A 26,723-nucleotide genomic window follows, 5' to 3' on the forward strand; every position below is an offset into this window, starting at 1 on the left:
TTTGACCAAACGAGCGCAAAACCGCGAATTGGCGCACTGTATGCGTAACCAGTGGCCCGCGTCGGATGGCGCTTTGCGGCGTGCCGTCAACATACGCCTTTGACTCATAATCCGTTGGTGCCGTGTTCGACTCACGGGGGGGCCACCAGTACCAGAAAGGGATTCCGTGAGATCGGAATCCCTTTTTTATTTGCAAGGTTCAACGGAGGTTCAACGCTCATTCAATTGGGCGAGTGGATTGAGGCGCTTGGCCTCCTGTAGGTGGTCGGGTGACAAGTGGGCGTACCGGATCGTCATAGCAAGGCTGTGGTGCCCCAAAATCCGCTGGAGAGTCAAAATGTTGCCACCATTCATCATGAAATGGCTGGCAAACGTGTGCCTAAGAATGTGCGTAAGCTGCCCACGGGGTAGGAGCAGTTTTGCAAGTCGAATACCCTCTCGGAATGCCTCATAGGAAGACTGGAAAAGCCGTTCTGTAGGACTTACCTTTTCATGATGTTGGATGAGCTCGGTTTCCAAATCCTCGGTGATTGGTACCGCCCGAGCTTTGCTAGATTTTGTTTGGACAAACTGAATTAAGCCGTTACGAATTTGGGAAATTCTTAGTTCTTCAGCTTCGCCCCAGCGAGCGCCCGTGGCCAGACAAATTTTGGTGATGTGCACAACGTCGCGGCATCCCACTTTTTCTAGGGAGGCCAGCAAGGTTTTGATTTGGGAGTGCGTTAGATAGGATAGCTCGCGCTCCTGAATCTTAAATGAGCGTAGCTTCGTGAGCGGATTCTCTTTTTTCCAGTGTCCAAGACGAATGTTTTCGTTAAAGACAGCACGCAAATACGCTTGCTCGCGGTTCATTGTGTTTTGCGTTATTCCCTTTTCAATTCGTTTGAGTCTGTATTCAGCGAATTCATCTGCTGCAAATCTCTCAGCATATGGATCGCCCATTGCCGCACACATAGCTATCAAAATTCGCTTTCGACTTTCTCCGTCTCGTAAGCCTGAGCCATGATGCCTATGCCAAAGATCGACTAAGTCAGTGAGACGTCTCTGATCCTTTTTTACCGGCGCCCATTCCGGTTCCAACTGTACTTTTGCTCGAATATATCGCTCCCAGGACAATGCTTCTGCTTTGCTCGCGAACGTCTTCTTAACCCTTTTTCCGCTTCTGCCTCCTGGCTGGATATTGACTTGCCATCCCGTCTGAGTTTTCTTGATAGTCATGCCTTCGTAACTTTTCCCTTTAATACATTCCAGAACTTCAGGAAGAATTTTTCGGCTTTAATATTTTTATAAATATTTTCTCGCCATTCGATTACATTGCGCCGGAAGTCTTCGATTTGGGATCGGCGATTTGCTCGTAGCTCGCACAGTACGGGATTGATTTCCGCCATATAAAGCTCTGGACGTCCCGCTTCTCCATACCCTCGCATGGCCTTATCGAAATTAAAGTATTTGTTTTTGATAAGGTCATTCTCTCTCTGCGTGTGCACGGCTTCGACCAGCTCCGTCAAAACTGTTTGCATTCCTTCCTCTGTTTCTGGTTCGGCCTCAACCTCATTGATTAGGTATAGGAATTCTTGCGTCGAATGTTCTTGTTCGATGCCGCGCACAACGTTGTAGCTGGCTTGTGCAGTTCGAGGAGCTACGTGGCCATAGTCCGGGTCTGTGATACCGGTTGCCACCCAAAAAGCATATTGAGGCCACCGTCGACATACAGCTTCAATCATTTCCGCAGTGGGCCTTTGCTTTTTGTACATAACCGACTTCCAGCTTTCGCTAGAAATTTTGGTCATGTCCTCCAGATTCTTGAACCTTTTCACTACCGCCGTCTTTTCGAAGATGACGTTTCTTACTCGCGCAGATAGTTCTTCGCTCATCGATTTCTCCTTGACATGTATTTTTCCATAGGGATACTATATACCAACAGGGGAAATAATCCCCTGTTGGGGTAAATTTGTCTTTGGCAGCATTATGAATTGCGGGCGATAACTAGGCAACGTTCATAAGTGTTTATCAAAAAGGTTCTGATTCATGAGTGCGAATAGTCGGGTTGGTCAAATCAATATTCCAGTCGGTGGGTACAGCCCTCTGGTAAGCCGTGAGCAATTTGCTGAGATGGTATTTGGGACAAAGGATGCGGTGGGAATAGTCATCGGCTGGTGCAACAAAGGACTTGTGCCGACCCTGACGGTAGGTAAATACAGTCTGATTTCGATCGAATTGCTGCGGAAACAGTGCCTTGAACGGGAATTCTCATGAGCCGGATCAAGCGAGCGATTGATGCTCATCACACCGTTCGCGGTGCTGCTCTGCCCGCCCGCAGCGCGAAGCGCGAGGACGGACAGCAGCGGCAACGCGCACCGCAAAAAAAATCGCCAGTGCAGCGTATCGAACCCCTCCGAGCTAATAGAGGGGTACATGCAGATGACTACGTTCAGTTGGTCCTCGCTGATGGGGCTGTGAAGCAAGTACTTAAGCGGAGTTCATCGGACAGTAACGTGTTTATCGACTGGTTGACCTTCACCGCCAATGTCGATGGCTTTCTTAAGATGAATGGCTACAAAGCATTTACCGATGATGACATTGCCGGTGCGATTTCAGCACTGATGGAAGAGTTTTGTGGGGAAGGTTTTGGCATCAGCAAGAAGAATGGCTTCGGGATGCATTTTCATAAAGAGAGCTACGTCATCGGTGACAACTGGGGTGTGTTCTGCATCGGACACAGAAACAATCGATTTCTGGTTTCGCTCTCCGGTGACGGTTGGCTTAACGCGGATGCTAACGCCACAATAAAAATCTACAACTTCCTTTCTCGCCTCAACGAATATGGGTGCGACGTTCGAATCAGTCGCATTGATTTGGCTGCTGATTATTACCAGGACGGTCCAAGTCATGCTGAATTTGAGGCGGCATATCACCGAGGCGAATTCGTTCGCCAGCGGCGACATATTGAGTCGCAAGACTCATGGCCGAACTACCAAGTATTCGGATGTGTTCATACCAATCGTGGAGTCCAAGCTGGCATCACAGACGCTGTGGGTGCACGAACATCAGATCTCTATCTTCGTCGCTATGACAAAGGGCGGCAACTGGGTGATCCAAACTCTACTTGGGTACGCGTCGAGTTGGAGATGAAAAACAAAGATACGGTCATTCCTCTTGAAGTTCTCCTTCGACCGGAGACGTATTTCTGCCAATACCCATGGTTGCAGAATTTGCGAGACAGCACTGCGCTGAAACTTGAGACAAAGAGGCAGCGAGCGGAGATCACGGTTGAAGCCTCGAAGAAAATCATTAAGCAGCAATTCGGGAAATATCTGCGCGTGTTGCGAGGCCTTGCTGATTCAGATGAGCAATTGCTTGAGCAGTTGCAGGCCGATGATGAAGATGCATGGCCCCCTCGGTTAGCGAAAATCGCGCCATCGATCTTCGTTCCTTTCCATTTTCGACATACCCAAAACGTCTATCGGTTTGACGACGAAACAGCCACATCTGATACCGGCTACGCAGATGACTCCGGCTATTGCTGTAGCCATGAATTCTAAAAGGAACTCTATATGAAATTCACCTCGCAAATCAAAGTACTCGGCATGAAGGCATCAAAAGGTACGTTGGAGAATGGAACTGCCTATGACAGCACGAAGGTGTATGTCGAAACTGGATTGGACGACTCAAAAGGAAATGCGAAGGGATTTTCAGCGGTCGAGTATTCGTTCGGAACGTCCGATGAATACAACAAGTACAAGCATTTGCCGTTTCCCTTTGTGGCTGAGGCCACGCTGGAAATCGTGACTACTGGAAAAGCGCAAAAGACCCAGTTGGCTGATCTGAAACCGATTGAGATCGCGAAACAGAAAGCGGCAGCATAAGCATGAGGCGCGTTTTCATTGTTCAGGACAAAGAGAGCGCGCTTTTCCTTTGTCCTCATTTTGGTGATGTTAGCTACACGCCCTGGTTCAATGCAGCTGGTCGATTTGATGACTATGAGTCCGCCGTCGAAACCGCAGGCGTTCATTGTGGCGAAGGGTACTTCGTTGAGTCGTTTTATGAGGCCTAAGAGGAGACGATGCAAGTGGGCGCGGTACAGACAATCTTGATTTGTGTTCCCTCGCAGTTTGGACAGGCTCCATGTCCAGCCGGGACGGCGATAAGCACTATTCAGGGTTACATAATTGATCCGTCGCAGGCTCAGAGCATAGAAGCTCAGAATGCGCCATTCGACTATAGCTTTGCGGCGAGTTTGTGGACATTGGGATTCACTTTCGTAGTTGGATTGTTTCTGGTTTCTAAGTCAGCCGGAACCATCCTAAACATGATTCGCAGGTAGCGAGTAACCGACCGGACGGTAATCCGGATTTTTATAGGAGAAATTTATGAACAAATTCGTGAAGCGCGGTATGGCCGCTGTTGTTACTACCGCCGTAGCAGGTTCGGCGATGGCGGCAAGTGGCGGTCCAGACATGAGCGGTCTGACGTCCGCAGTGGACTTCGGCACAGTGACCACCGCAGTCTTGTCGATTGCCGGCATGTTGGCTGTCGTATACATCGCCGTGAAGGGCGCAAAGATTGCGCTGGCAATGTTGAAGGGCGGTTAATCGAATGCGTTGTTGGGGTGCGATGTTGCACCCCAATTTTTTTAAGGAGTGCGCCGTGACGATCAATCAGCTTTGGTATCTAGCGATGTTCATGTGGGGGATAGCTTCTGCATGGGCGGTAATCGAAGGTTTAAAGAACGGATGATTCTATGGAAAAGATAATTTTTCTAGTCCTGTGTATTTTCTATTTCCTCTCCCTTGCCTTCCAGTTTCTGAATGACGATTTTGATCATTGGTCAGATCCATTTATCCACGCATTCTGCCGACCTCTTGAGTTAATCGGTTATCAGCGCGCGCTCTTTCTCTTGTTGGTCGTCGTACTAATCGCTCTGGCTATTCCTATCGAATTTCTTTGACTATGTGTAAACACATTTTTTGCTTCGTGATGGGGCTGCTGGTCATGTTGAGAGTCGATGCCGGAGCACTTCCAAATTTCTCCGGCTCGGTCAATAAGGCTGTTGCTCAGACCATCGAAAAAACGGCAATACGGCGCGGATTTGCAGCCAACGACCCGAGGGTTGCGGTCACCTATACAGGAGTTGCCTCCGTTGCAGCGGGTATCGCTGCTGATGTTGCAGTAACCGCCGCGACTGCTGCTACTGCGCCAGTTTGGCTTTCATTAGCTGCCGGTTTGGGAGCTGCGGCTATCGTCGGCGGTCTTGCGTATGGTGCTTACAAGGTCTTTTTTGATGACGATAGTTCTCCCGCAAAATTTGTCCTGCGAACGGCCACCGGTACGCCAACTGGAACAGTGACCACGCCTAGCGGTAGCAACACATATGTTCAAAGCGGCTTGAAAGTGGACAGTCTTAACCATTTAGTGGGGTCTACTCGGTTGCGAATTCCCAATGGTATGCCGTTCAATTTCCACGGTATTAGCGTGTACTGCGATGATCCAACGATCTGCATGCAGCTAGCGGTTCAGGGATGGATCAATATAGGCGGTGGTACGGGGGCCGTGTTCGATGTGCCATGCAGTGCTGAAGTGAGTTCTGTCATTACGTGCGGTGCAAGAAGAATTGGATCTGGTGGAAATACAACGCCTCAATCCTCTTGGATGGTTGGCACCTATCAATTCAGTATGGTCAATAATTCTTTGTATTCGGCTACAGTCAAAGGAAAGATTTCTGATATCGCGGCCGCAGTCCCTCAAACGGAACTGGATAAGGCCGCCGACGCCTCAGTAATCGCAGCTTTGGCCAATATGCTGTGGCAGCGAGCCGCGTCTCAGCCTGGCTATCAGGGCGTTCCATATTCCACCACAGACCCGGTTACAACTGCCGACGCGGCTAGTGTGCAGTCAGCTAATCCATCTACCTGGCCTAGTAATTCGGAGCTTATCGCTCCCGTGTCGAGCGGCGCAGGCCAGACCGTACCGATTTCTCCGTCTATAACACCGGGGCAACCTTCAACGAACCCTGGTACCGATCCGGGCGTAGGAACAAACGTCAACGTGGTAAACACCCCGAATGTGAATGTCGTCAACAAGGTTCAGGTAGATCTCGGAGCTGACCCGGCTGTGACAACGCCAGCGCTCGAATCAGCCCCGACCGCGAAAATGATCCTTGACCCGCTGCTGAACCTCTTTCCTACGTTGAAGAATTTTGCGGTTCCTTCTCATGAGTCAATCTGTCCCAAGCCGACAATGAACTTGTTCGGTAAATCGCTGGTATTGAGTGTGCATTGCGATCTTCTCGAATCGATCAGGGCAACGCTGTATGCAACGATGGCCTTCGTTTGGACCATCGCTGCTATGTTCATCGTCCTGAGGGCCTGAGAATCATGTTTGCAATTTTGGCATCAGCGGTCAATGTTCTCCTTGGCTTCGTCTTCAGGTCAGTGATAGTGAAGTTCGTTTTGTACTTTGGCCTATTTTTTGTTGTCACTGAGTTTCTTCAAATACTTTCGCCGCTCTTGCCTACAGCCTCGGGCCTAACAAATTCACTGGCGGGAGTGCCGAGTGGGGTGTGGTACTTCCTCGACCTGTTCAATATTTCTTACGGTATGCCAGTGCTGCTATCTGCATTTGTGACGCGATTTGTCATTCGCCGCTTACCTATCATCGGATAGCTTATGCCCATCAATGCATATACCGGCCTGATGCGCTCTGGAAAAAGCTATGAGGTCGTGTCGGAAGTAATCTTGCCGGCAATCGCTCGTGGTCGGCGCGTGGTGACGAATATCGATGGCATTTCCGAATCGAGAATTCATCAATACATCTTCGAAAAACAAAACATTCCCCTCGCGTCTTTGGGGAAAGTAATTCATGTCGATAATCAGGACGTCTTTCGGGAAGATTTTTTCCCCTATTTCGATGACCTGAAGAGCGCTCACGTCAATACTGTCGTCCAGCCCGGGGATATTGTCTGCATCGATGAAGCATGGCGGTTCTGGGGCGCTGGAAAGATTCACAAAAACCATCAGTCATTTTTTCTGGAGCATGGGCACTTCACTGATGAAGAGACTGGTGTGGCATGTGATCTTGTGTTGATGGTGCAGGACATTAGTACGCTCAATCGATTCTTAAAGAACGTTGTGGCCTTCACATTTAAGACACATAAGAAGGTATCTCTGGGCATGAACAATACCTACAGCATCAACTGCTGGGAGGGGTACAAGCTCAATAAGGCAGCGCTTGTTGGTACGTGGATACGCAAATATAAAAAAGAGATTTTCCCTCTCTATAGTTCGTTTAAAGGTGGAGTTAGTGGAAAGACTGAGACGGTCGATCAGCGCCAGAATAAATTTGGCGGAAAGCGGATTTGGATCACTTTGGGGATCCTCGTAATAGTCACTCTGGGCTGCGGATTTGCGATATGGCGCTTCTTTCATCCTAGGCAGAGCAACGAGAAGCTTGATCAGTCAGTTGCTCAATCAGGTATCGCTGCAAAACCGACTCCCCAAGGTTTGCCAGGAAACGTTTCGGTAGCACCGCTTCAGCGCAGTGAGATATGGCGCATCGTCGGCAGCTACATGGTGCGCAACGAGTCATTCGTTGTACTGGCTGATTCTCGTGGTGTTTTAAGAGTTGAGTCGCCATCTGTCTTCAATGGGTCTCGCTATTCAATGACGGGGAGCGTGGATCAATCATTAGTGACGGTATGGACAGGGTCTTCTGGCGTACCAATTGGCACCGATGCCGTAGTTAAGCCACCTCTGCCACCTCTTGGCCAGATGCCAACTAATCACCCTTGACGGCCATGAAAAAATTTTTGCTTGTGATTCTTCTATGTTTCTCAATGCCATCGTTCGCTGTAAAGAAGGACGTGGTGCCTTCACGTTTGGAGTTTCGCGAAGTGCAGATTGCACAGATCGTGCAATTGATATATGCCGAAACAAAAGACACGCCTTATGTGATTGATCCGGGTGTTTTAGCGGACAAGCGTATCGTTTCATTTCGATACGACGCTCAGATGGGGGACTTCTCTCGATTCCTATCTGGCTTTCTCGAATCGGTCGGCTTGGTAATCACCAATCGCGACGGAATCGCATATGTCGCCAAGAAGATTAAAGAGGAGCAGGTCGAGCCGCCCCTTGAGGCATATGTTTATCGGCCTCGATATAGGGATGGGTCGTACTTGAGTGACCTCTTGGCTCCACTATTCAAAGGCCAGTTCACCGCGAAAAAGGCAATTCATACTGCTCCAGAAAACATGGCACCTCAACAATCGGTACCAGCGGGCTCTGCCGCTGCACTCATTGATCGAAGAAGTGACATCTTGGTATTTCTGGGGTCAGCAGAAGAAATTGCACGGCTGAAGCAAGTTATGCCGCAGGTGGATACCCCGAAGAAGAGTGTCATGGTTCAGGCCATTTTGTACGAGGTTCAAACCTCCAATAGCGACGGAAGTGCGTTCAATATCGCGTTGAATCTTTTAGGAGGAAAAATCAGTGGTTCGCTTGGTCAAGCAATCGATCCCATGGCGAATATTTTCAAGTTCGCTAATCTCAGTATCAACGCTGTTTTGTCGAATCTTTCATCTGATAGCCGATTCAATGTGGTTTCGACGCCGAGCTTGCGCGTGACTTCGGGGGAAACAGGGCATATGGTCGTTGGTCAGGATGTTCCCGTGTTGTCTCAAGTTAGCTATGGCGGAAATGGAAATACACCGTTGCAATCCGTCGAGTATAGGTCGAGCGGCGTCATATTCGATCTCCAGCCAATAGTGCGTGAGTCAATAGTGGATCTTAATCTTACGCAGCAGGTTTCCAATTTCGTCAGTACCAATACGGGGGTGAACGCTTCGCCGACATTGATAAAGCGGGAGATAAAAACCGCTCTTTCCTTAGAGGACGGGGAGTTGGTTGTGATAGGTGGAGTTGCAGAGGATAAGAACAGTAATTCTCGAAGCGGACTTTCGTTCCTTCCAAAATTTTTTCAATCAACAAACTTTAGCAATACGAAGACAGAGATTCTTCTTATTTTAAAGATGACACGGATCTAGATAATGATGCTGCTATCAAGAAATCGTGTAAAGAAAATTCGCGACCGCTTCACCGGTCGCGTCAGGTATGTCGCTGAGTCGCAAGTCAAAATGCGTCGTGGAAAGGTATGGATCAGGATTAACCCACGCCTAATGCAAAGAGCGGATATTTACCGAGGAAGCCCGGTAGCTGTCTTTGCAACATCAGGCATGCGAATGGTGGTCGTGAAACGTCTAAGGCGCGTCAAGGGTAAGATTGGTCACACTGGTGTCATTGAAGACCAAGCCCTCTAAATCCTAGGCATACTTATTCTTAAACATGGCGCGGTCGGGCGGATGGCCGCCCGATGCTTGCCGTAGGGGCCGGGTCGGCAGACCAACGCGAATGCGTTCCCCGTATCCGGCAGGCAAGCATGTTTAAGCGCGCTGTCGTTTGCGATCGACGAGTGCAATATAATTGAGGGTTAAGGTTGTTATTGCCGTATGGATATGAAATTTGAGTTGATCGCTAGATGTTGGGGGGAGCCAAAATTGAGCGGCAAGGCATCATTACCAATTCCGGAAGTCGAAGCGCTTCGGCTTCTGGCGAGAATATTTACGCGATCCGTTTTTTCTGCTCTCGCGGACGGCAGGGTGTTGCCAGCTGCGATGGGCGCGCTATATAAAAATCGGGTCGTGGTTGCTGGGGAAGAGCAGCCCCTCTGGACATTTTTTGATGATGCCTGGCATGTACTGCGACGCGCATATCGAAGCGAGTACATTTATAAAACAGAGCTTGCCAACCGAATTGTCTTTGGGAAACATCGTCCAAGTACCGCAGCGCTCCATATTGAGCTACCTGTTGGTCGTTCGATTGTTGACGCAGCGGTGTTCAACGGAACATCAACTGCGTATGAGATCAAAACGCAATTCGATTCGCCTAGAAGGTTGCTTTCACAAACTGGCGATTATCTAAAAGTATTTGACAAAGTTTTTGTCGTTAGTCATCCATCGCAAGCGCTAGCATATCAAGAGGTCGTGGCTCCCACAGTGGGTATCCTCGCGTTAAACCAGAAGGGACAGCTTACTGTCGTGAGAGACGCATGCTCAAACCGTGCCAATATTGTTCCGCGTTATGTGTTTAAGTGTCTCCGACGAGCCGAGTATGTCGCCGCAATTCAGGCGCTGACCAATGAGCGCGTGTCCGAGTATCCAAGCGCGTTAATTGAAGCGCGATGCGAAGAGATTTTCTCCACGTTTACTCCTTTGGAGTCCCATGATATCTTTGTCAACGCAGCACGGAGTAGAACAACAAATTGTCAAACGGTCAGTTTCGTGTCTCGGCTCCCTCAGAGCCTTCGAGTATTGGGGTACTCGACGCCATTGTCAGAGCGTCAAAGGTTGAAAATAATTGATACCTTATCTTTGCCTTCAAAGTTAAAAGTGTCGATTTAAGATCTTTGATTGATGGGATGCGGATGGCCATCTTCGGGGGGGCTTATGTATTTTCCGTATTTCTATGGTCGTCAATCTGAGTTTTTGGCTTTGAGAGACATCGAAGGCGACCTTTCTCCTGTCGATACGATCACGCCGGTCATAGAGCCTGTTTTATTGCGTGCAAATGGCTTAGTCCGTTGTATGAAGGATTTAGGCACGGGCGGTATGAGTGGTATCGTCATCATTAATCCCTCTCAGGGCGAGTTTAAAGGTGTAGAGCGGGACCTCTCTAAACAATGGAGAGGTGAGCTAGACGAAGCTTTTGAGAAATATGAGCGCTTGTGTCCTGCGTTTAACGTAACTCAGACAACTACAAAAAAAATGCTGGATAGCTTTCTCAAGCGTTATCCAGACAAAAGTGTAGGCCTAATACTATCTAGCCCCGCTCTGTCCAATGCTGAATTAGGTGAAATTGTTAGCAATAAGCGTGTTCGTTATTGCGGCTGCTTTCCCGACAAAATGTCTGCAGTCCAAAGAGGCTCGCTGCCCTCGAAGAAGGTCTTCGAAATTACCGATGGTTTCGTGAAGTTAAAAAGGAATTCTGATTACGCAGGTCAGGAATTTTTTACTGATCGACATCTTAATTTTCAGAAAAATTCGATTGGATTTGGTGACTACTTAGCTCTTGGTGCAGCGTTGTCCCTTACTGGTGGACAACCTCATGCGATTGCGATTCATTTGACCTATAAGCGCAAGTTAGATTCTGATATTTGGATCGAGCACTTTGTTTCAACAGACATCGATAAGGACGTTGGAACGATCGGCAACAAGTATCTTCAGGCCGTAGAGAAACTCGTGGCCCAAATTCGCAAACGCAGAAATGAATTTGGCAACAATGAAGCGCTTAAGGCTTACGAGTCCGATCTGAAGATGGGAAAATTCCCAAATCTTCCTTCCAATAAGCGACGTCAGATTCGACATCATCTATCGCTAATGCATCAAGTCTTATCTGGGGAAATCTAAAACCGGTCTTGACGTAAACGACTTTGATCACGCTTCTGCTCGACACCTATTACAGCTTATGACTTTGAACCCGTCACATGTGGGATGGCGCCACAAATACTCCGCTGAGTTGGCAAAAATTAAAAACTGCCCTCCTAGAGATCTGCAGACAAGTATCACAGAAGCGTATCGCTTCGCGATGGCGGATATCAACCATAGAAATAATGTTCTGCCGGTTGCAAAGATTAAACCGGACAGGGTTCTCCCCAATGGAGGGCCAATTGTGGAGTGTTGTGTTGCGTTCTCGCTTTCCATGTATGTTTCACTTGGGGACATAAGAAGAAAGCTTGAGATGGCCGGTGATACAGCTCCGTTAATGATGAAGCGCTTAGGCAACCATTATGTGAAGGTGCTGCTGAAGGATTCTGACGGCCAGCATACAAATCCCAATAGATATGGACACTTCGAATTTTTCGAGCGGGATCAATTTAATCTCCTTGACTCAATAACTGAGTTTCAGCCGATATGAGTTCGTTGATGAAACCACTGAAAGGAACCCGCGAGACTTTAGGTTTGCTGGATAAGCACATTTACATGTGTGATCTGGTTTATCTGGAGGGCCCTGTGCTCTCGTTGTTCAGAGATCATAAGCAGAATTGGTTATATCTTTGGTGTGATACCGATAATGTAGAGAAAGAGCGCTGGCTTCTTTTTCCAGTATCGCGTACTGATCTCATCGATTATTTGGAGAAACGGGCTCCACTTCTTGACCTCGTAAAAAAGCCGGTACCCAAGTATTTGCTGGATTTTAGGCAAAAGTCCGACGATGAAAAGAGTGCCGGGAAGGATGACTCGGTATCGACATATCGACATCTTGTGCGAGTCGGTGATATGCAGTTCCTCGATGAGTATTTGCCAACTGAGCGCTCTTACTTCAATGAGGAATTGGCTCCCAATATCTCGCTTGCCCAAGAGTTGAATCCAGGCACATTTGAGGTGCCAATCAAAGGCGATTGGTTTATTAGTGACTTGGATAATTTTTCAAATCTTTATTCTCAGTTGTATGCATTTTTTTATTGCACTAAGCCTCAGTTCATCACTGATATCGGCGCGCGCGTAAAACGCTATCTGACAGCTCCGTGGCAAGGGGGATTTAGTCGTGTCCATCTTTTTGACGCTTTGGCCAGGATGATTCCCTCTATTCATGATCTGAAAATTAAAAAGATTTACTACGCATCTCCTGGTGGTGTAAACATTGAGGCTTTGAGTTCGGTGGGAGATCGAATCAGAGATAGTGTTTTAAGATTCCTTGAGAATCAGAGCGATATAAAAAGTTCGATAAAGAGAATAAATGCGTTTTTGAGTTCTTCTAAGCTTAGAAAGGTCGATTTATCGGCCGTGAATGATTCTCAGCTGAGCTTGCCTAAGGAAGAAATTGCGTTTCTTCATGAGGAAATAGCTTCTGTTATTAACGCTCTTAGCATGACGAAAGAGTGGTCTGACATTTCATCGCACTCTCCAAATGTCGTCGTGTCAAGTAAAGTGCTAATCGCCGTCATAGCGCGTATTGAGCGTCTTGCAGAGTTTCAACGAACGGGGCTTCTTGACTATTTGCGTGGCCAAGGGGCTGTGATTGTTGACGGCATTTGATACTGGTCGCGGGTACAACCAAGGGTCAACGCTGATGAAAGATGACGGTGATCTGTTGTGCGATGACGCATGTTTTCTGGGGTGATGTCAGATAAAGTCACGTATTGGATATCGTTGTGAAGGACTCATAATCCGTTGGTGCCGTGTTCGACTCACGGGGGGGCCACCATATAGAAGGGCTTACGGTAAAACGTAAGCCCTTTTTTTTTTGACTTCCGACGTTTGCCCGACCTGCCGCCGGAGTTTGAAGAACAGGCTATGACGAGCCCTAAGACCGCGTGGCTGCCTTTGGCAGGCAGTGGAAAACAGGTCAATTCGCGAGGGTCAGTCAGCTCTCGCGAGCAAATCACCATCCGTGAAGCACCCCGCTCCCGACATGATTTAACCCGCCCTCTACCTTCGCACGCGACCTCAACCTCAGCGCTGAGAATCCATCACCCTGACCTGCAACAAGTCCCGCCGATAAGCCCCAGGGCTTTTCCCTGTCCACTTGCGGAAGGCCCGGTGAAACGCACTGGCTTCAGTAAAGCCAAGATGCACAGCAATGGCAGCCACGCTCAATTCATTTTCTGCGAGCAATGTCTGGGCGATGCCGCTGCGTATCTCGTCCTTGAGCGATGCATAACTTTGTCCTTCTTCGCGCAGGCGACGTCGCAGGGTCGCAGGCGAGACGCCGAGGCGCTCTGCAATGGCATCGAAGTCTGCCCAGTCGCTGGGGGAGGATTGCTTCAGATGGGCTCGCAGCTTGGTGACCCAACCGGTATCGTGACGGTAACGCACCAGCAGGTTGGCGGGGACATCGCGCAGGAAGGGCTTCAAGGCGATGTCCGAGCGGATCACCGGAAGGTCGAGATAGACGGCGTCGAAGCTCAGGGCGCAGCGCGCTTTGTTGAAGTTGACGGGCACCCCGAAGAATTCCAGGTAATCAGGCCGCCCTTCCGGAATCGAGCAAGAAAAGTCGATGCACTGCAAAGGAATGCGCCGGCCGACCAGCCAGCAGGCCAGTCCCAGCACCAGTAGCAAAAATGTGCGATAGGCAAAGGCAGGATAGGGCGATCTGTTCTTGATCAGGATGATGTGGGCCTTGCCGCCATCAATCTGCAATTCTCCATACGGCTCATCAAGCACGATGCGCAGAAAACGCAACGCGCGCCGCAAGGCCTGCCCAAGCGACTGTGCATGCAGCACGGCATGGCACAGCAAGGTGAAGCTTCCGTGGCGCATCGGCCGCGCAGAAAGGCCGAAGAATTCATCGTCCGTAGTCCGCGCAATCGCCACCCACAATGCCCCATATTGCTCTGCAGTGACAGGCCCCGCCTGCGTCATGTCCAGTCCCGCCTCCTTTAGCAGCGGGGCAGTCTCGTATCCCTGCCTGACCAGGCAGCGCAAGGCGTCTTCAACAAACGAGAACTGGATGGAAGGCGTCTCGCTGACCTTTTTCAACATGGTAAATCCGATCAAGGAATCAGCAGGTATTTGTCATTGCTTGCAATGTTCTGCCCGCCTAGTATCTATTGCCATACACATCGAAGTCATAGTGTAAGCGCAAAAATACAAAGTGGAGACGACACCATGCCTGACCCTACCCCCGAGCCGCGCAAGCCGGACTATGCAGACGCCTATGCGGCATTTCGCATCGAAGCGCTGCGAGAGCAGTTCCAAGGAGATTTCGAGACGGGCATCAACGCCTGTGTCGAATGCTGTGATCGTCATGTCGACGGGGACAAGATCGCCCTGGATTTTGTGTCCGCACAAGGCGAGCATCGCCAGTACAGTTTTGCCCAGTTGCGTTCGATGGCAGCGCGGGTGGCCAATCTGCTCAGGCAGCAAGGGATACAGCCGGGCCAGATCGTGGCCGGCATGCTGCCGCGCACGCCGGAACTGTTGGCCACCGTGCTCGGCACGCTGCGCGCCGGTGCGGTCTATCAACCTCTGTTTACGGCCTTCGGACCCAAGGCCATAGAACATCGGCTGGCACTGAGCGGTGCCAGCCTGATCGTCACCAATACGGCCAACCGGGCCAAGCTGGATGAGGTCGCCAATTGTCCGCAAGTCTGCACGATCAGGGAGAGCAGCGAGCCCGTGCGCGCGGGTGATCTCGATTTCCGTGCGGCCGTGGACGCCCAGTCCGACGACTTTGCCCCCGTCATGCGAACCGGCAGCGACCTGATGCTCATGATGTCCACCTCGGGCACCACGGGCGCTGCCAAGGGGGTACCGGTGCCGCTGTCTGCCCTGCCGGCGTTCGCGCTCTACATGCGCCAGGCAGTGGGCTTGTTGCCGGAGGACAGATTCTGGAATATGGCCGATCCGGGTTGGGCCTATGGCCTCTATTACGCCATCATCGGTCCCTTGGCCCTCGGTCAGGGCATTACCTTCAATGAGGCCGCATTCACCGTCCAGGGAACCTACGAGATCATCCGCCGCCTGGGCATCACCAGCCTGGCCGGCGCCCCCACCGCCTATCGCATGATGATGGCCGCCGGCGAGGAAGCGGCAGCCAGCGTCAAGGGCCAGCTACGCACCGTCAGCAGTGCCGGCGAACCATTGAATGCCGAGGTGGTGCGCTGGTTCGCCAGCGCTCTGGATGTCCCCATCCATGACCATTACGGGCAGACCGAGCTGGGGATGGTGGTCAACAACCATCACGCCTTGCAGCACGAGGTCGTGCCCGGGTCGGCCGGTTTTGCCATGCCAGGGTATCGCGTGGTGGTGCTTGACGAGAATCTGCAGGAGCTCGGTGCGAACCAGCCAGGCGAACTGGCCATCGATATTGCGCGCTCGCCCCTGTTCTGGTTTTCCGGTTACTGGAAGCAGGAAACCCCGGCCATTGCCGGCGGCTATTACGCCACCGGCGACAACGTCGAGCTGGAGAAAAACGGCAGCATCAGCTTCATTGGTCGCTCCGACGACGTGATTACCTCAGCCGGTTACCGGATCGGGCCATTCGATGTCGAAAGCGCGCTGCTGGAGCATCCTGCGGTGGCCGATGTGGCCGTCATCGGCTTGCCCGACCCGGAGCGCACCGAGATCGTCAAGGCCTTCGTGGTCCTGTCGGACAAGTTCAAGGCCCATGACAAATTGGCGGAGGAGTTGGCACAACACGTCAAACGGCGACTCTCCGCCCATGCCTATCCGCGTGCCATCGAGTTTCTCGAGGCGCTGCCCAAGACGCCCAGCGGCAAGCTGCAGCGCTTCATGCTGCGCCAGATGGAAGCGGATCGGCGGACTGACCATTCCTGAAGCATGATGATCGAGTTTGATGCAATCAAGAATAATCGAGGATAACCATGGCCATTAAACAAGGTGTCTATGTCGTCACCGGCGCAGCTTCCGGACTGGGTGCGGCGACCGCCGAGCAGCTCATCAAGGCCGGTGCGAAGGTGGTGCTGGCGGACGTCAACCCGGTGGCCGGTGAAAAGATGCAGGCCACACTCGGTGCCAATGCCCGATTCGTGTTGACGGACGTCACCAGTGAGTCCAGTGCGCAAGAGGTCTTTGCGGTCGCCGCCACCATGGGCCCGGTGGTCGGCCTGGTCAACTGCGCCGGCATTGCACCGGGGGAAAAACTGCTGGGCAAGAGCGGCGTGCATCGATTGGACAGCTTCATGCGCGCGCTGAACATCAACCTGGTCGGCTCGTTCAACATGGCACGGCTGGCGGCACAGCACATCAGCGGCGGCCAGGCTGACGCAGAGGGCGAGCGTGGCGTCATCATCAATACGGCCTCGATTGCCGCCTTCGACGGACAGATGGGGCAGGTGGCCTATGCCGCCTCCAAGGGCGGGGTGGTATCGATGACCTTGCCGATGGCACGCGAGCTGGCGCGTCATGGCATCCGGGTCATGACGATTGCGCCCGGCATCATCGAGACGCCCATGATGCTGGGGATGCCGGAAGAGGTGCTGGAATCCTTGAGCCGCAACGTACCTTTTCCACCTCGCCTCGGAAAACCTTCCGAATTCGCCGGCCTGGTCATGTACATCCTGGAAAACCGCTACCTGAACGGCGAGGTCATCCGGATGGATGGTGCGCTTCGCATGAGCGCCAAGTAGCGGCACCAGGCCCGATACGTCAGCAAGCGAGAGAAAGACAGATGAATGAAAAAGCAAAAGGAGCCAGCATGTCCGCAGACCCGGTGGTGATCGTGTCGGCTGCCCGTACGGTGATGGGCAGTTTCCAAGGCGCGCTGGCGGATCTGCCGGCCCCGCAACTGGGGGCAGTGGCGATGTCGGCTGCCCTGCAACGTGCCCGCCTGTCCGCGCAGCAGATTGCGCAGATCGGACAGGTATGGATGGGCTGTGTGCTGCAGGCAGGCCTGGGACAGTCCCCCGCACGCCAGGCCGCCTTGCGCGCCGGCTTACCGCAGTCGGTAGCCTGTGCCACCTTGAACAAGGTCTGCGGCTCGGCCATGCAAGCGGTCATGCTGGCGCATGACAGCATACTGGCCGGTTCCGCGTCGATGGTGGTGGCAGGCGGCATGGAGTCGATGTCCAATGCGCCCTATCTGCTGCCCAAGGCGAGGCGGGGTTACCGTCTGGGACACGACAGGGTGCTGGATCACATGTTCCTCGATGGACTGGAAGACGCGTATTCGGACCAGCATCGCGGTCGACTCATGGGAAGCTTCGCCGAGGATTGCGCCAGTGAGTTCGGTTTCACTCGCGACCAGCAGGACGCCTACGCGGTCCAGTCCACCTTGCGCGCGCGCGAGGCGATCAGCAACGGCGGCTTCGACTGGGAAGTGGTTCCCGTCGATGTGACGGGCAAAAAGGGCAGCCTCGTGATCCGTCACGATGAGGGACCGATGGCGGTGAACCTGGAGCGCATCGCTACCCTCAAGCCAGCCTTCCGTAGCGATGGCACCGTCACTGCGGCCAATTCCTCTTCCATCTCGGACGGCGCGGCGGCCCTGGTACTGATGCGCGAATCGCAGGCAGTGAAGCAGGGCTTGACGCCCCTGGCCAGGATACTGGGTCATGCCTCGTATGCCGGCGCGCCCGAGAAATTCCCCACCGCGCCAATCGGCGTGCTGCGCAAGATCTTCGCCAAGACCGGGTTGGATGCCGCCAGCACCGACCTGTTTGAAATCAACGAGGCGTTTGCGGTGGTGCCCATGGCGGCCAGCCGGGAACTGGACATCGACATGGAGAAGATCAATGTCCATGGCGGGGCCTGTGCATTGGGACATCCTATCGGTGCTTCCGGTGCGCGCATCATTGTGAGCTTGTTGGGGGCACTCAAGGCACGCGGCCTCAAGACCGGCATCGCAAGCCTGTGTATCGGCGGCGGCGAAGCGACGGCCATCGCCCTGGCACTGGCGTGACGGTCGCACGCCGTTTAAACGGAGAAAGAGATGGAGATGTTGCTGAGCCCTGAGCACGAGATGATTCGCGACGCCATGCGTCAGTTTGCACAAGAACGCCTGTTACCTTTTGCCGCAGACTGGGACAGAAATCATACCTTTCCCGCCGAGGCCCTGAAGGAACTGGCCGAGTTGGGCGCCATGGGTATGTGCGTGCCGGAGCAGTGGGGCGGCGCCGGAATGGATTACATGAGCCTGGTGCTGGCGCTGGAAGAGATTGCCGCAGGCGACGGGGCGACTTCAACCATCGTCTCGGTCCAGAATTCCCTGGCCTGTGGCATTACCGAGAAGTACGGGAGCCCGGCCCAGAAAGAGCAGTGGCTCAAGCCGTTGGCACGCGGCGAGATGTTGGGCTGCTTCTGCCTGACGGAGCCGCACACCGGATCGGACGCGGCAGCCATCAAGACCAAGGCCGAGCGAGACGGTGACGATTTCATCCTCAACGGGACCAAGCAATTCATCACCAGCGGCAAGCACGCCGGGGTGGCCATCGTATTTGCCGTCACCGACAGGTCAGCAGGCAAGAAGGGCATCTCCTGCTTCCTGGTGCCGTGCGATACCCCAGGTTTCGTGGTCGGACGCAGCGAAGAAAAGATGGGACAGCATGCTTCCGATACGGTGCAGATCATGCTCGACAACTGCCGTGTTCCCGTCGCAGCCTTGCTCGGCAAGGAAGGGGATGGATATCGCATCGCCTTGTCCAATCTCGAAGCTGGCAGGATCGGCATTGCCGCGCAGAGCGTGGGCATGGCGCGCGCCGCCTTCGAGGCCGCCGTCAGCTATGCCCGGCAGCGGGAATCGTTCGGAGTCCCCATCATCGAGCACCAGGCCGTCAATTTCCGCCTGGCCGACATGAACACCTTGCTGGACGCCGCCAGGCTCATGGTGTGGCGCGCCGCCCAGTTGAAGGATCAGGGACGACCTTGCCTCAAGGAGGCGTCGATGGCCAAGATGTTTGCTTCCGAGGCCGCCGAGAAAATTGCCTCCGATGCGATCCAGATCCATGGGGGCGTCGGCTATACCAGCGACTTTCCGGTCGAGCGCATTTACCGTGACGTGCGCATCTGCCAGATCTATGAAGGGGCCAATGATATCCAGCGCCTGGTCATCGGTCGAGCCATCACCAGCGATCAAGCGCATTCGTGAAACGTGACGTAGGTCGAACGAAAGAATAAAGGCTGCCAATCGGCAGCCTTTATTCTTTGTTCTTTATGGAGCAGGGACCTAGTGCGACAACAGGCTCTGCGGGGTACAGCCAAAAGCGGCCCGGAATACCCGGCTGAAGTGGGACAGATCGGAGAACCCGGCGTCCAGCGCCGCCGTGGTGACATTGCCGGCATTGCCTTCGGTGAGGGCGCGATAACTGGCTTGCAGTCGCACCCGGCGCAGCACGTCCATGGGAGTCTGGTTGTGCTGGGCAAAGGCGCGTGTCAGCGTTCGTTCAGAGACGTGGTGAGCGGCGGCTAGGACGTGGAGGTTGAGTTGCGGGTCGGTATAGTTCTCGCGCAGATAGGCGAGGACACGTTTGTAGAGATCATTCTTTTCTGCCGCAGTTGCCCTGGAACCGGGCGCGGCCAGGCTCAAGGCGAGCACGTCCAGCAAGGCAGCGCTGTAGCGCACCGCCGACTCGGCGTCGTTGAATTCGCAAGTGCCTGCTTCTTCCAGCATCGAGCGCAGCGCCATCACACCGGGCCGGCGGACATCGATCAACTGCGCGGTCAGGTGTTCGGCTTCGGGACAGCGGCTCAACAATGACTTGCGGGGCAAGCGGGTCAGATAGATCTTCTCGGGACCCAGTGCGAACTCGAAAGGCCGAGCGCCGTCGTACAAGGCCATGTCACCCGATTGCAGACGGGTCTGGCGACCGTCCTGCGCCAGATAGGCTTCGCCGCAGACCATGAAGGCAAGCCACAGGTCATCGTCGGGATTTGAGCGAATATGGTGCGCATCACGTCGCCAATGGTGCAGGGGCGAGCTCATGATGGCCATATCGAGCATCCCGATGGAACTCACTGACATGGCGCCGTTGAAGACTGGCGCGCCCAACAGCTTGCTGTCGGCCTGAAGGCAATGGCGACAAACGACATCATTCCAATACTCGAAGCGCCGTGGCGCTTCGACGATCTCAGTGGTGTATTGAGCCTTCATAAGGGGCACTCCTGATGTATCGAGTCGATGCAGATATGCTGGCTGATGACCGGCCTGGCGAATGGGCTTGGCTGGCTGGTTTCGTGCAGCGTTGTGGCTGCTGGAGGACCGATCCCCGGTAGCAAAGTATCCGCCAGATGAACGCGCAAGGGCAATAGAATTTCATGCATCGCTGCCAATGGCGCTACATATTTTGTGCAAAATTTATGCCTGCCTTCGGATATCTGGACAAGCTGCGCTGAAGGAGGAATTTGATTGATGGATTGCGTGCAGTTCACGACCCTCGATTGCCCGGAAAACGGCCAGGGGAAAGCGTTTTCAGCGCAGCGCAGCAAATGCTGGCTGGTGAGGCGGCGTCGTTCCAGGCAGGGCCCAGGATGTTGCTCAGGGCGAAAAAAAACCACTGGGTGGATTGCCCAGTGGTCTTGCCGATGACCTGTCGGGTGACTGGCTCGGGCGTTTCTGCTCAGGAAGTCTTGGCGTCGCGCAACATGCCGGTTTGCGGATGGCAGTTGATGTATTCCAGCCATTGCGTAGCACCATCGGAAACTGATACCTCGTGATAAAGCCTGAGTTTTTTCAAACCGGTGACGACCTTGAAGAAGGTGGTGAAGATGCGCAGGTGGGTGGGATGTGATTCGGCCCAGCGTTCCAGCAGATCCAGCGAGCGCCAGTGGCCGATGTCGTAGGCAATGTCGAGCAGATTGCCCTCCAGGTCCACATTGCGCACGAAGCGGTTGCTGTAGCAGCCGATCTCCTTTCCCTGATCCCGCAGGAAGTCCATGCCATCCTGCAGAGGTGGCAGCATCTCGTTGAAATAGAGCGCGCGCTCCTCCAGGTCGGCATCGACCCAATCCTGGCCGGAGCGGATCAGGGCGATGTTGTCATGCCCCTTGAGCCGCACCCGGCCGCCTTTGGCGGGCTCGCCGTAGATCACTTCCAGCTGACCTGAAGGGCGCATCCGGTCCACTTGTGAAGCGGGAATACGGTCACGCATCGACCCCCAGTATCCGTGCTCTTCTATGTCGTCGCTGATGCGGTCCATGACAGCGCCCACCCCTGGCAGCTCTTCCTTGAAGGCATACAGGGTCTCGAACTGCTCGGCGCGTGGCGAGAAGACTTCCTTGAAGTAGCCGACGCCATCGGCGAGCCGGGCATCGCTGTCCCACCATCCGGCGACGTCGGGGGAGCGCATCCAGCGGCAATAGCGGCCCGCATCACGCCAGTAGCCGACGACGATGAAGTTGCCATAGCCCTGGTTGTCGAGGTGATAGCTCATGTCATGGTTGCCTGGGCCATCGGGCAGAGCGAAGCTGGAGACGATGTGGCGCATGGCCTGCAGCGCGTCTGCCCGCTTTTCTTCCTTGAACTGGATGCCCAGGTAGGCCATCGTTACCTGCGTCAGGTTTTCGTCAGCGCGGCCGACCCACATCGGGAAGGGCGGCTGGTAATCGTCGCCCACCCGGCGTGAGAGCGTGCGAGGACATTTGAGATGCTGGTCGATTGCGGATTCCATGCGGGATCTCCTTCTGGGAAAAATATCAATGCAAAGTGGTACTGGCGCGCTCGTCGAACGCGGCAGCACCGTATAGCTGTGCCCAGGCGTCCGGACCGGCTTCGATTTCGGTGGTGGTAAGCAGGCAGGCGTCGAGCTCCTCGGTCAGCAAGTCCCAATCGATACCTTGGCCAATGAAGACCAGTTCCTGTCGGCAGTCGCCCGCCAGTGCGTCCCACTTTTCCTGGATGCCTTGCCGGCGATAGCTGTCCTGCGGCCATTGGGTCTGCTCGATGAAACGCCACCAGCGGCCCACAAAGCCCCACTGAAACTGGCCGCCAGTCTGGACCAGCATGGCAATGTCGGAATATCTGCTGGCCATCCACAGATAGCCTTTGCAGCGCAGCAGGCGGCCGTTGCGCCAAGGACGTCCGAGCCAATCCAGCAGCCGGCCGGGATGAAAGGGCAGTCGTGCGCGATAGACGCTGGAAGAGATGCCGTAGGTGTCGGCCTCCGAAGGTGGGTGGGCGCCATCCATGGTCTGCATCCATCCTGGCATGCGGGCCAGGCTGGGCAGATCGAACAGTCTGGTGTCGAGTACCTGATCCAGATCGACCTTGCCGTGCGCCATCGGCAGAATCCGTGCAGTCGGATTGAGCTTCTGCAGCACTGCCTTGAGCGCGGCGAAGGCGCTGGCGTCGATCAGGTCGATGCGGCTGACCAGGATCACGTTGGCATACTCGACTTGCTCGATGAGCAGGTCGGAAAGCGGGCGCGTGCTGGCGCCATCGGCCTGGGCAATGGTGACGTGGTCAGCCAATTGCTGTTGGAACGTTTCGCCGTTGACCACCGTGACCAGCGTGTCCAGTCGCGCCAGCTCGCTCAGGCTGAAACCATCGCTGTCGAGAAATGCAAAGGTTTCCGCCACCGGAATGGGCTCGGAAATGCCGGTCGATTCGATCAGCAGATAATCGAAACGGCCCGACCTTGCCAATGCGCTGACCTGCTCCAGTAAATCAGCGCGCAAGGTGCAGCAGATGCAGCCATTGCTCATCTCCACCAGCTCATCATTGCCGCGGTAGAGTTCGGTATTGCGCCTTACATCGTCGCCATCCATGTTGACTTCGCTCATGTCATTGACGATGACCGCCACTTTCATCCCCGCCCGGTTGCGCAGGATATGGTTGAGCAAGGTGGTCTTGCCAGATCCGAGAAATCCCGATAACACCGTCACCGGGACCCTCTGCGCCTGAGCATTCAGCAATACCTCGGGCGCGGGTTCGTTCATGCGCGTCCACCTTGTTGCGCTACTTTGTCCAGATAGCCTTCGAACAGGTCGACCACCACGAAGCCGTCGTCGCAGGCATCGCCCCACACATCGCGGTTGCTGAACTGGACGTGATAGGTCGGCTGCATCACGGCGCTCTTGTCGCCGTGGCCGATGGTGTCAGGGAAGGGCCATTGTTCGGTGGTACGGTGCAGCACCACGCCCTCTTTGCCGCGTACATAGCCTGGGCAGCGGATGTGGCCAGTGACACGCTCGTCGCGTACCAGGACGCGGTCGCCCACTTCGAAGGGCGGGCGGCCGGTGATGGCGGGGCGGCCCTGGGATTGTGCGGGGCGGGCCAGCTGGAAGTGGGAACCCAGCGCCTCGTCGAGCTCCTGCTGGGTGAGCACGCCTAGCTCCACCAGCAGCGATGCGGTGGCGATCACATAGCGTTCGTAGTACTGGGTGTTGGCGTGCTGGCGGAATTCGATGCGTTCCACCGCGTGACGCACTTCGTCCACGCTGTAGAGCTTCATGTGATCGGCACCCAGGAACATCAGGGTATAGGCCAGGTGTTCCCAGTCCTGCTTGAAGACCTTCTTGTAATCGAGGCTGTTGATGGTATGCGGAATCCGGCCGAAGCCCTGAACACCGCCGAGGTCGTGAAAGCCATCCATGTTTGAATCTCCAGTGATTGAATATGAAATAAAAGCCAAGCTGCGGTGGAGCAGACCGGCGCTCAACCCACCTTTGGCAGGGCCACGCCGATGAGCACGTCCTTTGTGATGAGCTTGCTGAGCGCCTCTTCGCTCCATCCTTCGGTGCCGGCCGGACGCATCGGCAGCACCAGGTAACGGGTCTCGGCGCTGGTGTCCCAGACTTTCACCGTCATGTCCTTAGGCAGTTCGGTGCCGAGTTCGGCGAGCACCGTGCGTCCCTCGCGCACCAGGCGGGCGCGGAATTCGAAGCCCTTGTACCACTCCGGCGGCAGGCCCAGTACTGGCCAGTTGGTGCAGGAGCAGAGGCTGCAGACGATGACGTTCTTGAGTGTGGGCGTGTCTTCCAGCGCCACGATGTATTCGCCCTGCGGGCCGGTATAGCCGAACTCTTCGCAGGCGGCCGTGCCGTCACGCAGCAGCAGTTCGCGGTATTGCGGATCGCTCCAGGCCTTGGCCACCACGCGGGCACCGTTGGCCGGGGAGAATTTGTTGGCCAGCAGATCGGTCAGGCCTTCGATATAGCCTTCCGGAATCAGCTTTTTGTCGTTGAGAACCTTGAAGAGCGCCCACGCCCGTTCACCCGGGGTGGAAGTTTGTGCGGAAGAGGATGGATTGCTCATGATTTTTTGACTCCTGGCTTGAAAATGCGGGGTGGTAAAAAATGCCGCTAAGAACTTCACGAAAGAAACATCAGTGCTGCTGCCAATCCATGCTGGCCTCGAAGGCTGCCGCTGCCTGATAGAGCGTGGCTTCGGCGTAGTGTTTGCCGACCAGCATCAATCCCACGGGCAAGCCATCGACCGTGCCACAGGGAATGGACATGGCCGGGTGACCTGTGATGTCCAGCGGTGCGGTATTGCCAATCATCTCGAAGGCGCGCGCGACGTACTCGGCCAGGGGGCAGCCTGCGGCCGGCAATGGCTGCGCGATGATGGGGACGGTGGGCATGACCAGCAGATCGAAATCGGCCAGCGCCTTGTCGTAGCCGACGCGCGCACGGCGGGCGATGTTCTGGGCCTTGGCGTAGAAGCGGCCCTGATACCGGGTCAGCCCGTATTGGCCGACGAACATGCACAGCTTGAGCGTGGCCGACAGATCGTCGGCATGTTCACGCCAATGGGCGTGGTGCTGCAGCAGGCCAAGGTCGTAGAGCCCCTTCCAGTTGAAGCCCATGCCGTTGCTATGCATCATCTGCATGGTCAGGCCTTCGCAGCCGATGGGCTGCCAGAGCGCACCGGCGAGCACATGTTCCTCGACCGATACGGGGGCTACGGATGCTCCCAGTTTTTCCAGTTGGGCAATCGCATCCTGCACCTTATCTGCCACCCGCTGATCCATATTGCCCAGGGCAAAACCTTCGGTGAGGATGCCGATCTTCAGGCCACGCACGCCCCGGTCAAGCGCTGCAGTATAAGGCTGCACCTGAGGCGCGTATTGACGTGGATCGAGGCCGTCGGCGCCGGCGATGACTTCCAGCATCAGCGCGTTGTCGCGCACGTTGGCGGTGATCGGCCCCACATGATCGACCGTCGCTTCAATGGGCATGACGCCGGTATAAGGAACCAGGCCATGCGTGGCCTTCATGCCATAAGTGCCGCAGAAGGCCGAGGGAATGCGGATCGAGCCGCCCTGGTCGCCACCGATGGCCATCTCCGCTTCGCCTGCCGCCACCAGCGCCGCACTGCCCGACGAGGAGCCGCCCGAACCATAGCCGTGGCGGCGGGGATTGTGAACCGGAGCCGGGTCGGAGGTATGGCTGCCGCCCGACAGGCAGAAATGCTCGCAGGTGGCCTTGCCAAGAATGGTGGCGCCGGCATCGAGCAGGCGGGTCACGATGGTAGCGTCGTAGCTCGGCACGAAACCTTCCAGTGTGGAAGAGCCGTTCATCATCGGCACGCCTGCCAGGGCCACATTGTCTTTGAGCACCACGGTGCGGCCCGCCAACTTGCCCTGGGGGGCGCCCTTGACGGTGCTTTTGCACGCCCAGGCATTGAGGGGATTGTCCTTGGTTGCCGGCCGGGCGGCAGCCGCGCGCGGATACTTGACGGCGGGAATTTCATCGGGCAAGCCATCGATGACATCGTAGGCATCGAAGCTTGCCTGCATCAAGTCCAGGTATTGACTGGCCTGCTCCGTGGTGAGCTGGATGTGCAGGGAACTGGCGAGCTCCTTGAGTTGCTCTGGGGTGGGTCGGACGATAGGCATGAAATTCGCGCTCCTGTATTTCGAATGCCCCGTGATGGGGCATTGCACTGCAATGGGAAGGTCAGCAGCGGCGGTCAGCAAGCTCGTCGCGGCCACCGTGCATCGCTATCATTGGCGAGCATTACTGTCGATGCTTGTCCGTGCAGGTCATTCGTTTGTCATTTGCGGACAAGCCAGCCAGTGTCGTGAGGAAAAATGGGAAATCGTTTACGTATTTCCGTCTTTGCGTTCTGCACACCAGGAGAGGCACGACAGGCATGCAATCCACGTCAAGGCGGGCGTGGAAAGTATCAGTTTTCAGAATGTCTTGTTATGGCAAGTACCTTGGCCTGATTTGACGAGTCAGGCGGGCCTTGCCTCTTTATCTTTTCATCACCGTCGGATCGGTGCAGGCATGTGACGACGCCTGTTCGGAACACGGCGATTCCATCCATATGAAA

26 protein-coding genes are annotated in these 26,723 nt (G+C 54.6%); 17 read left to right on the forward strand and 9 right to left on the reverse strand.

The genetic code is table 11. The features are described 5' to 3' along the window. Positions 1–210: 210 nt before the first annotated feature. Positions 211–1,218, reverse strand: a complete 1,008-nt coding sequence (locus tag J2X56_RS15000) for a tyrosine-type recombinase/integrase (protein WP_310160692.1) — start codon at positions 1,216–1,218, stop codon at positions 211–213. Further along, positions 1,215–1,874, reverse strand: coding sequence for a hypothetical protein (locus J2X56_RS15005; RefSeq protein WP_310160693.1), 660 nt, complete (start codon positions 1,872–1,874; stop codon positions 1,215–1,217). Before J2X56_RS15005 ends, J2X56_RS15000 begins: the two co-directional genes overlap by 4 nt. A 154-nt stretch (positions 1,875–2,028) precedes the next feature. Here J2X56_RS15005 and J2X56_RS15010 point away from each other — a divergent pair, with 154 nt between their 5' ends. From J2X56_RS15010 to J2X56_RS15065, 12 genes are all read left to right on the forward strand, one after another. Then, positions 2,029–2,256, forward strand: coding sequence for a hypothetical protein (locus tag J2X56_RS15010; RefSeq protein WP_310160694.1), 228 nt, complete (start codon positions 2,029–2,031; stop codon positions 2,254–2,256). After that, entirely contained in the window at positions 2,253–3,542 is a 1,290-nt protein-coding gene (locus J2X56_RS15015; RefSeq protein ID WP_310160695.1) for a replication initiation factor domain-containing protein, read from the forward strand. The genes J2X56_RS15010 and J2X56_RS15015 overlap by 4 nt, the downstream gene beginning before the upstream one ends. Positions 3,543–3,554: 12 nt before the next feature. Further along, the gene (locus J2X56_RS15020; RefSeq protein WP_310160696.1) at positions 3,555–3,866 is read left to right on the forward strand and encodes a hypothetical protein; all 312 of its coding nucleotides are present in this window, start codon (positions 3,555–3,557) and stop codon (positions 3,864–3,866) included. A 504-nt stretch (positions 3,867–4,370) separates the two neighbouring features. Continuing rightward, the gene (locus J2X56_RS15025) at positions 4,371–4,592 is read left to right on the forward strand and encodes a hypothetical protein (protein WP_310160697.1); all 222 of its coding nucleotides are present in this window, start codon (positions 4,371–4,373) and stop codon (positions 4,590–4,592) included. 400 nt (positions 4,593–4,992) lie between these two features. Further along, a complete protein-coding gene (locus tag J2X56_RS15030; RefSeq protein WP_310160698.1) occupies positions 4,993–6,369 on the forward strand; it encodes a hypothetical protein in 1,377 nt (458 codons plus the stop codon). Between the two features lie 5 nt (positions 6,370–6,374). Continuing rightward, the gene (locus J2X56_RS15035; RefSeq protein WP_310160699.1) at positions 6,375–6,662 is read left to right on the forward strand and encodes a DUF2523 family protein; all 288 of its coding nucleotides are present in this window, start codon (positions 6,375–6,377) and stop codon (positions 6,660–6,662) included. Positions 6,663–6,665: 3 nt separating this feature from the next. Beyond that, a complete protein-coding gene (locus J2X56_RS15040) occupies positions 6,666–7,787 on the forward strand; it encodes a zonular occludens toxin domain-containing protein (protein ID WP_310160700.1) in 1,122 nt (373 codons plus the stop codon). Positions 7,788–7,792: 5 nt separating this feature from the next. Next, positions 7,793–9,037 (forward strand): hypothetical protein, encoded by a 1,245-nt coding sequence (locus tag J2X56_RS15045; protein WP_310160701.1) that lies wholly within the window; start codon positions 7,793–7,795, stop codon positions 9,035–9,037. A 510-nt stretch (positions 9,038–9,547) separates the two neighbouring features. Next, positions 9,548–10,450, forward strand: coding sequence for a sce7726 family protein (locus J2X56_RS15050; protein WP_310160702.1), 903 nt, complete (start codon positions 9,548–9,550; stop codon positions 10,448–10,450). A 45-nt stretch (positions 10,451–10,495) separates the two neighbouring features. Then, positions 10,496–11,455, forward strand: a complete 960-nt coding sequence (locus tag J2X56_RS15055) for a sce7725 family protein (RefSeq protein WP_310160703.1) — start codon at positions 10,496–10,498, stop codon at positions 11,453–11,455. 58 nt (positions 11,456–11,513) lie between these two features. Continuing rightward, a complete protein-coding gene (locus tag J2X56_RS15060) occupies positions 11,514–11,963 on the forward strand; it encodes a hypothetical protein (protein ID WP_310160704.1) in 450 nt (149 codons plus the stop codon). Positions 11,964–11,971: 8 nt separating this feature from the next. After that, positions 11,972–13,084, forward strand: a complete 1,113-nt coding sequence (locus J2X56_RS15065; RefSeq protein WP_310160705.1) for a hypothetical protein — start codon at positions 11,972–11,974, stop codon at positions 13,082–13,084. A gap of 417 nt (positions 13,085–13,501) precedes the next feature. Here J2X56_RS15065 and J2X56_RS15070 read toward each other — a convergent pair whose 3' ends face one another. Beyond that, a complete protein-coding gene (locus tag J2X56_RS15070) occupies positions 13,502–14,530 on the reverse strand; it encodes an AraC family transcriptional regulator (protein WP_310160706.1) in 1,029 nt (342 codons plus the stop codon). A gap of 126 nt (positions 14,531–14,656) precedes the next feature. Here J2X56_RS15070 and J2X56_RS15075 point away from each other — a divergent pair, with 126 nt between their 5' ends. The 4 genes from J2X56_RS15075 to J2X56_RS15090 all read left to right on the forward strand — a co-directional run bounded on the left by J2X56_RS15075 (position 14,657) and on the right by J2X56_RS15090 (position 19,595). Further along, positions 14,657–16,327 (forward strand): AMP-binding protein, encoded by a 1,671-nt coding sequence (locus J2X56_RS15075; RefSeq protein ID WP_310160707.1) that lies wholly within the window; start codon positions 14,657–14,659, stop codon positions 16,325–16,327. A gap of 47 nt (positions 16,328–16,374) precedes the next feature. Continuing rightward, positions 16,375–17,139 (forward strand): SDR family NAD(P)-dependent oxidoreductase, encoded by a 765-nt coding sequence (locus J2X56_RS15080; RefSeq protein ID WP_209567954.1) that lies wholly within the window; start codon positions 16,375–16,377, stop codon positions 17,137–17,139. Positions 17,140–17,207: 68 nt separating this feature from the next. Then, positions 17,208–18,410 (forward strand): acetyl-CoA C-acyltransferase, encoded by a 1,203-nt coding sequence (locus J2X56_RS15085; protein ID WP_209567952.1) that lies wholly within the window; start codon positions 17,208–17,210, stop codon positions 18,408–18,410. 36 nt (positions 18,411–18,446) lie between these two features. Next, positions 18,447–19,595: an acyl-CoA dehydrogenase gene (locus tag J2X56_RS15090; RefSeq protein WP_209567950.1), complete on the forward strand. Its 1,149-nt coding sequence runs from the start codon at positions 18,447–18,449 to the stop codon at positions 19,593–19,595. A gap of 78 nt (positions 19,596–19,673) precedes the next feature. Here J2X56_RS15090 and J2X56_RS15095 read toward each other — a convergent pair whose 3' ends face one another. The 6 genes from J2X56_RS15095 to J2X56_RS15120 form a co-directional block, all read right to left on the reverse strand. Next, on the reverse strand, positions 19,674–20,597 hold the full coding sequence (locus J2X56_RS15095) for a helix-turn-helix domain-containing protein (RefSeq protein ID WP_209567948.1): 924 nt from the start codon (positions 20,595–20,597) through the stop codon (positions 19,674–19,676). Positions 20,598–21,063: 466 nt separating this feature from the next. Then, entirely contained in the window at positions 21,064–22,113 is a 1,050-nt protein-coding gene (locus J2X56_RS15100; RefSeq protein WP_209567947.1) for a phenylacetaldoxime dehydratase family protein, read from the reverse strand. Positions 22,114–22,138: 25 nt separating this feature from the next. Then, positions 22,139–23,380, reverse strand: coding sequence for a GTP-binding protein (locus J2X56_RS15105; RefSeq protein WP_310160708.1), 1,242 nt, complete (start codon positions 23,378–23,380; stop codon positions 22,139–22,141). Then, positions 23,377–24,036 carry a nitrile hydratase subunit beta gene (gene nthB / locus J2X56_RS15110; protein WP_310160709.1) on the reverse strand — a complete coding sequence of 220 codons (660 nt, stop codon included), beginning with the start codon at positions 24,034–24,036 and terminating at the stop codon, positions 23,377–23,379. Before nthB ends, J2X56_RS15105 begins: the two co-directional genes overlap by 4 nt. Before the next feature lie 62 nt (positions 24,037–24,098). Then, entirely contained in the window at positions 24,099–24,698 is a 600-nt protein-coding gene (nthA, locus tag J2X56_RS15115; protein WP_252697441.1) for a nitrile hydratase subunit alpha, read from the reverse strand. Between the two features lie 70 nt (positions 24,699–24,768). Beyond that, the gene (locus tag J2X56_RS15120) at positions 24,769–26,283 is read right to left on the reverse strand and encodes an amidase (protein ID WP_310160710.1); all 1,515 of its coding nucleotides are present in this window, start codon (positions 26,281–26,283) and stop codon (positions 24,769–24,771) included. Here J2X56_RS15120 and J2X56_RS15125 point away from each other — a divergent pair. Further along, on the forward strand, positions 26,282–26,683 hold the full coding sequence (locus J2X56_RS15125) for a hypothetical protein (protein ID WP_209567936.1): 402 nt from the start codon (positions 26,282–26,284) through the stop codon (positions 26,681–26,683). The genes J2X56_RS15120 and J2X56_RS15125 overlap by 2 nt on opposite strands. The last annotated feature ends 40 nt before the right edge of the window (positions 26,684–26,723 follow it).

The sequence above is a fragment of the Herbaspirillum sp. 1173 genome (genome assembly GCF_031455335.1).
GTDB lineage: Bacteria > Pseudomonadota > Gammaproteobacteria > Burkholderiales > Burkholderiaceae_D > Herbaspirillum > Herbaspirillum huttiense.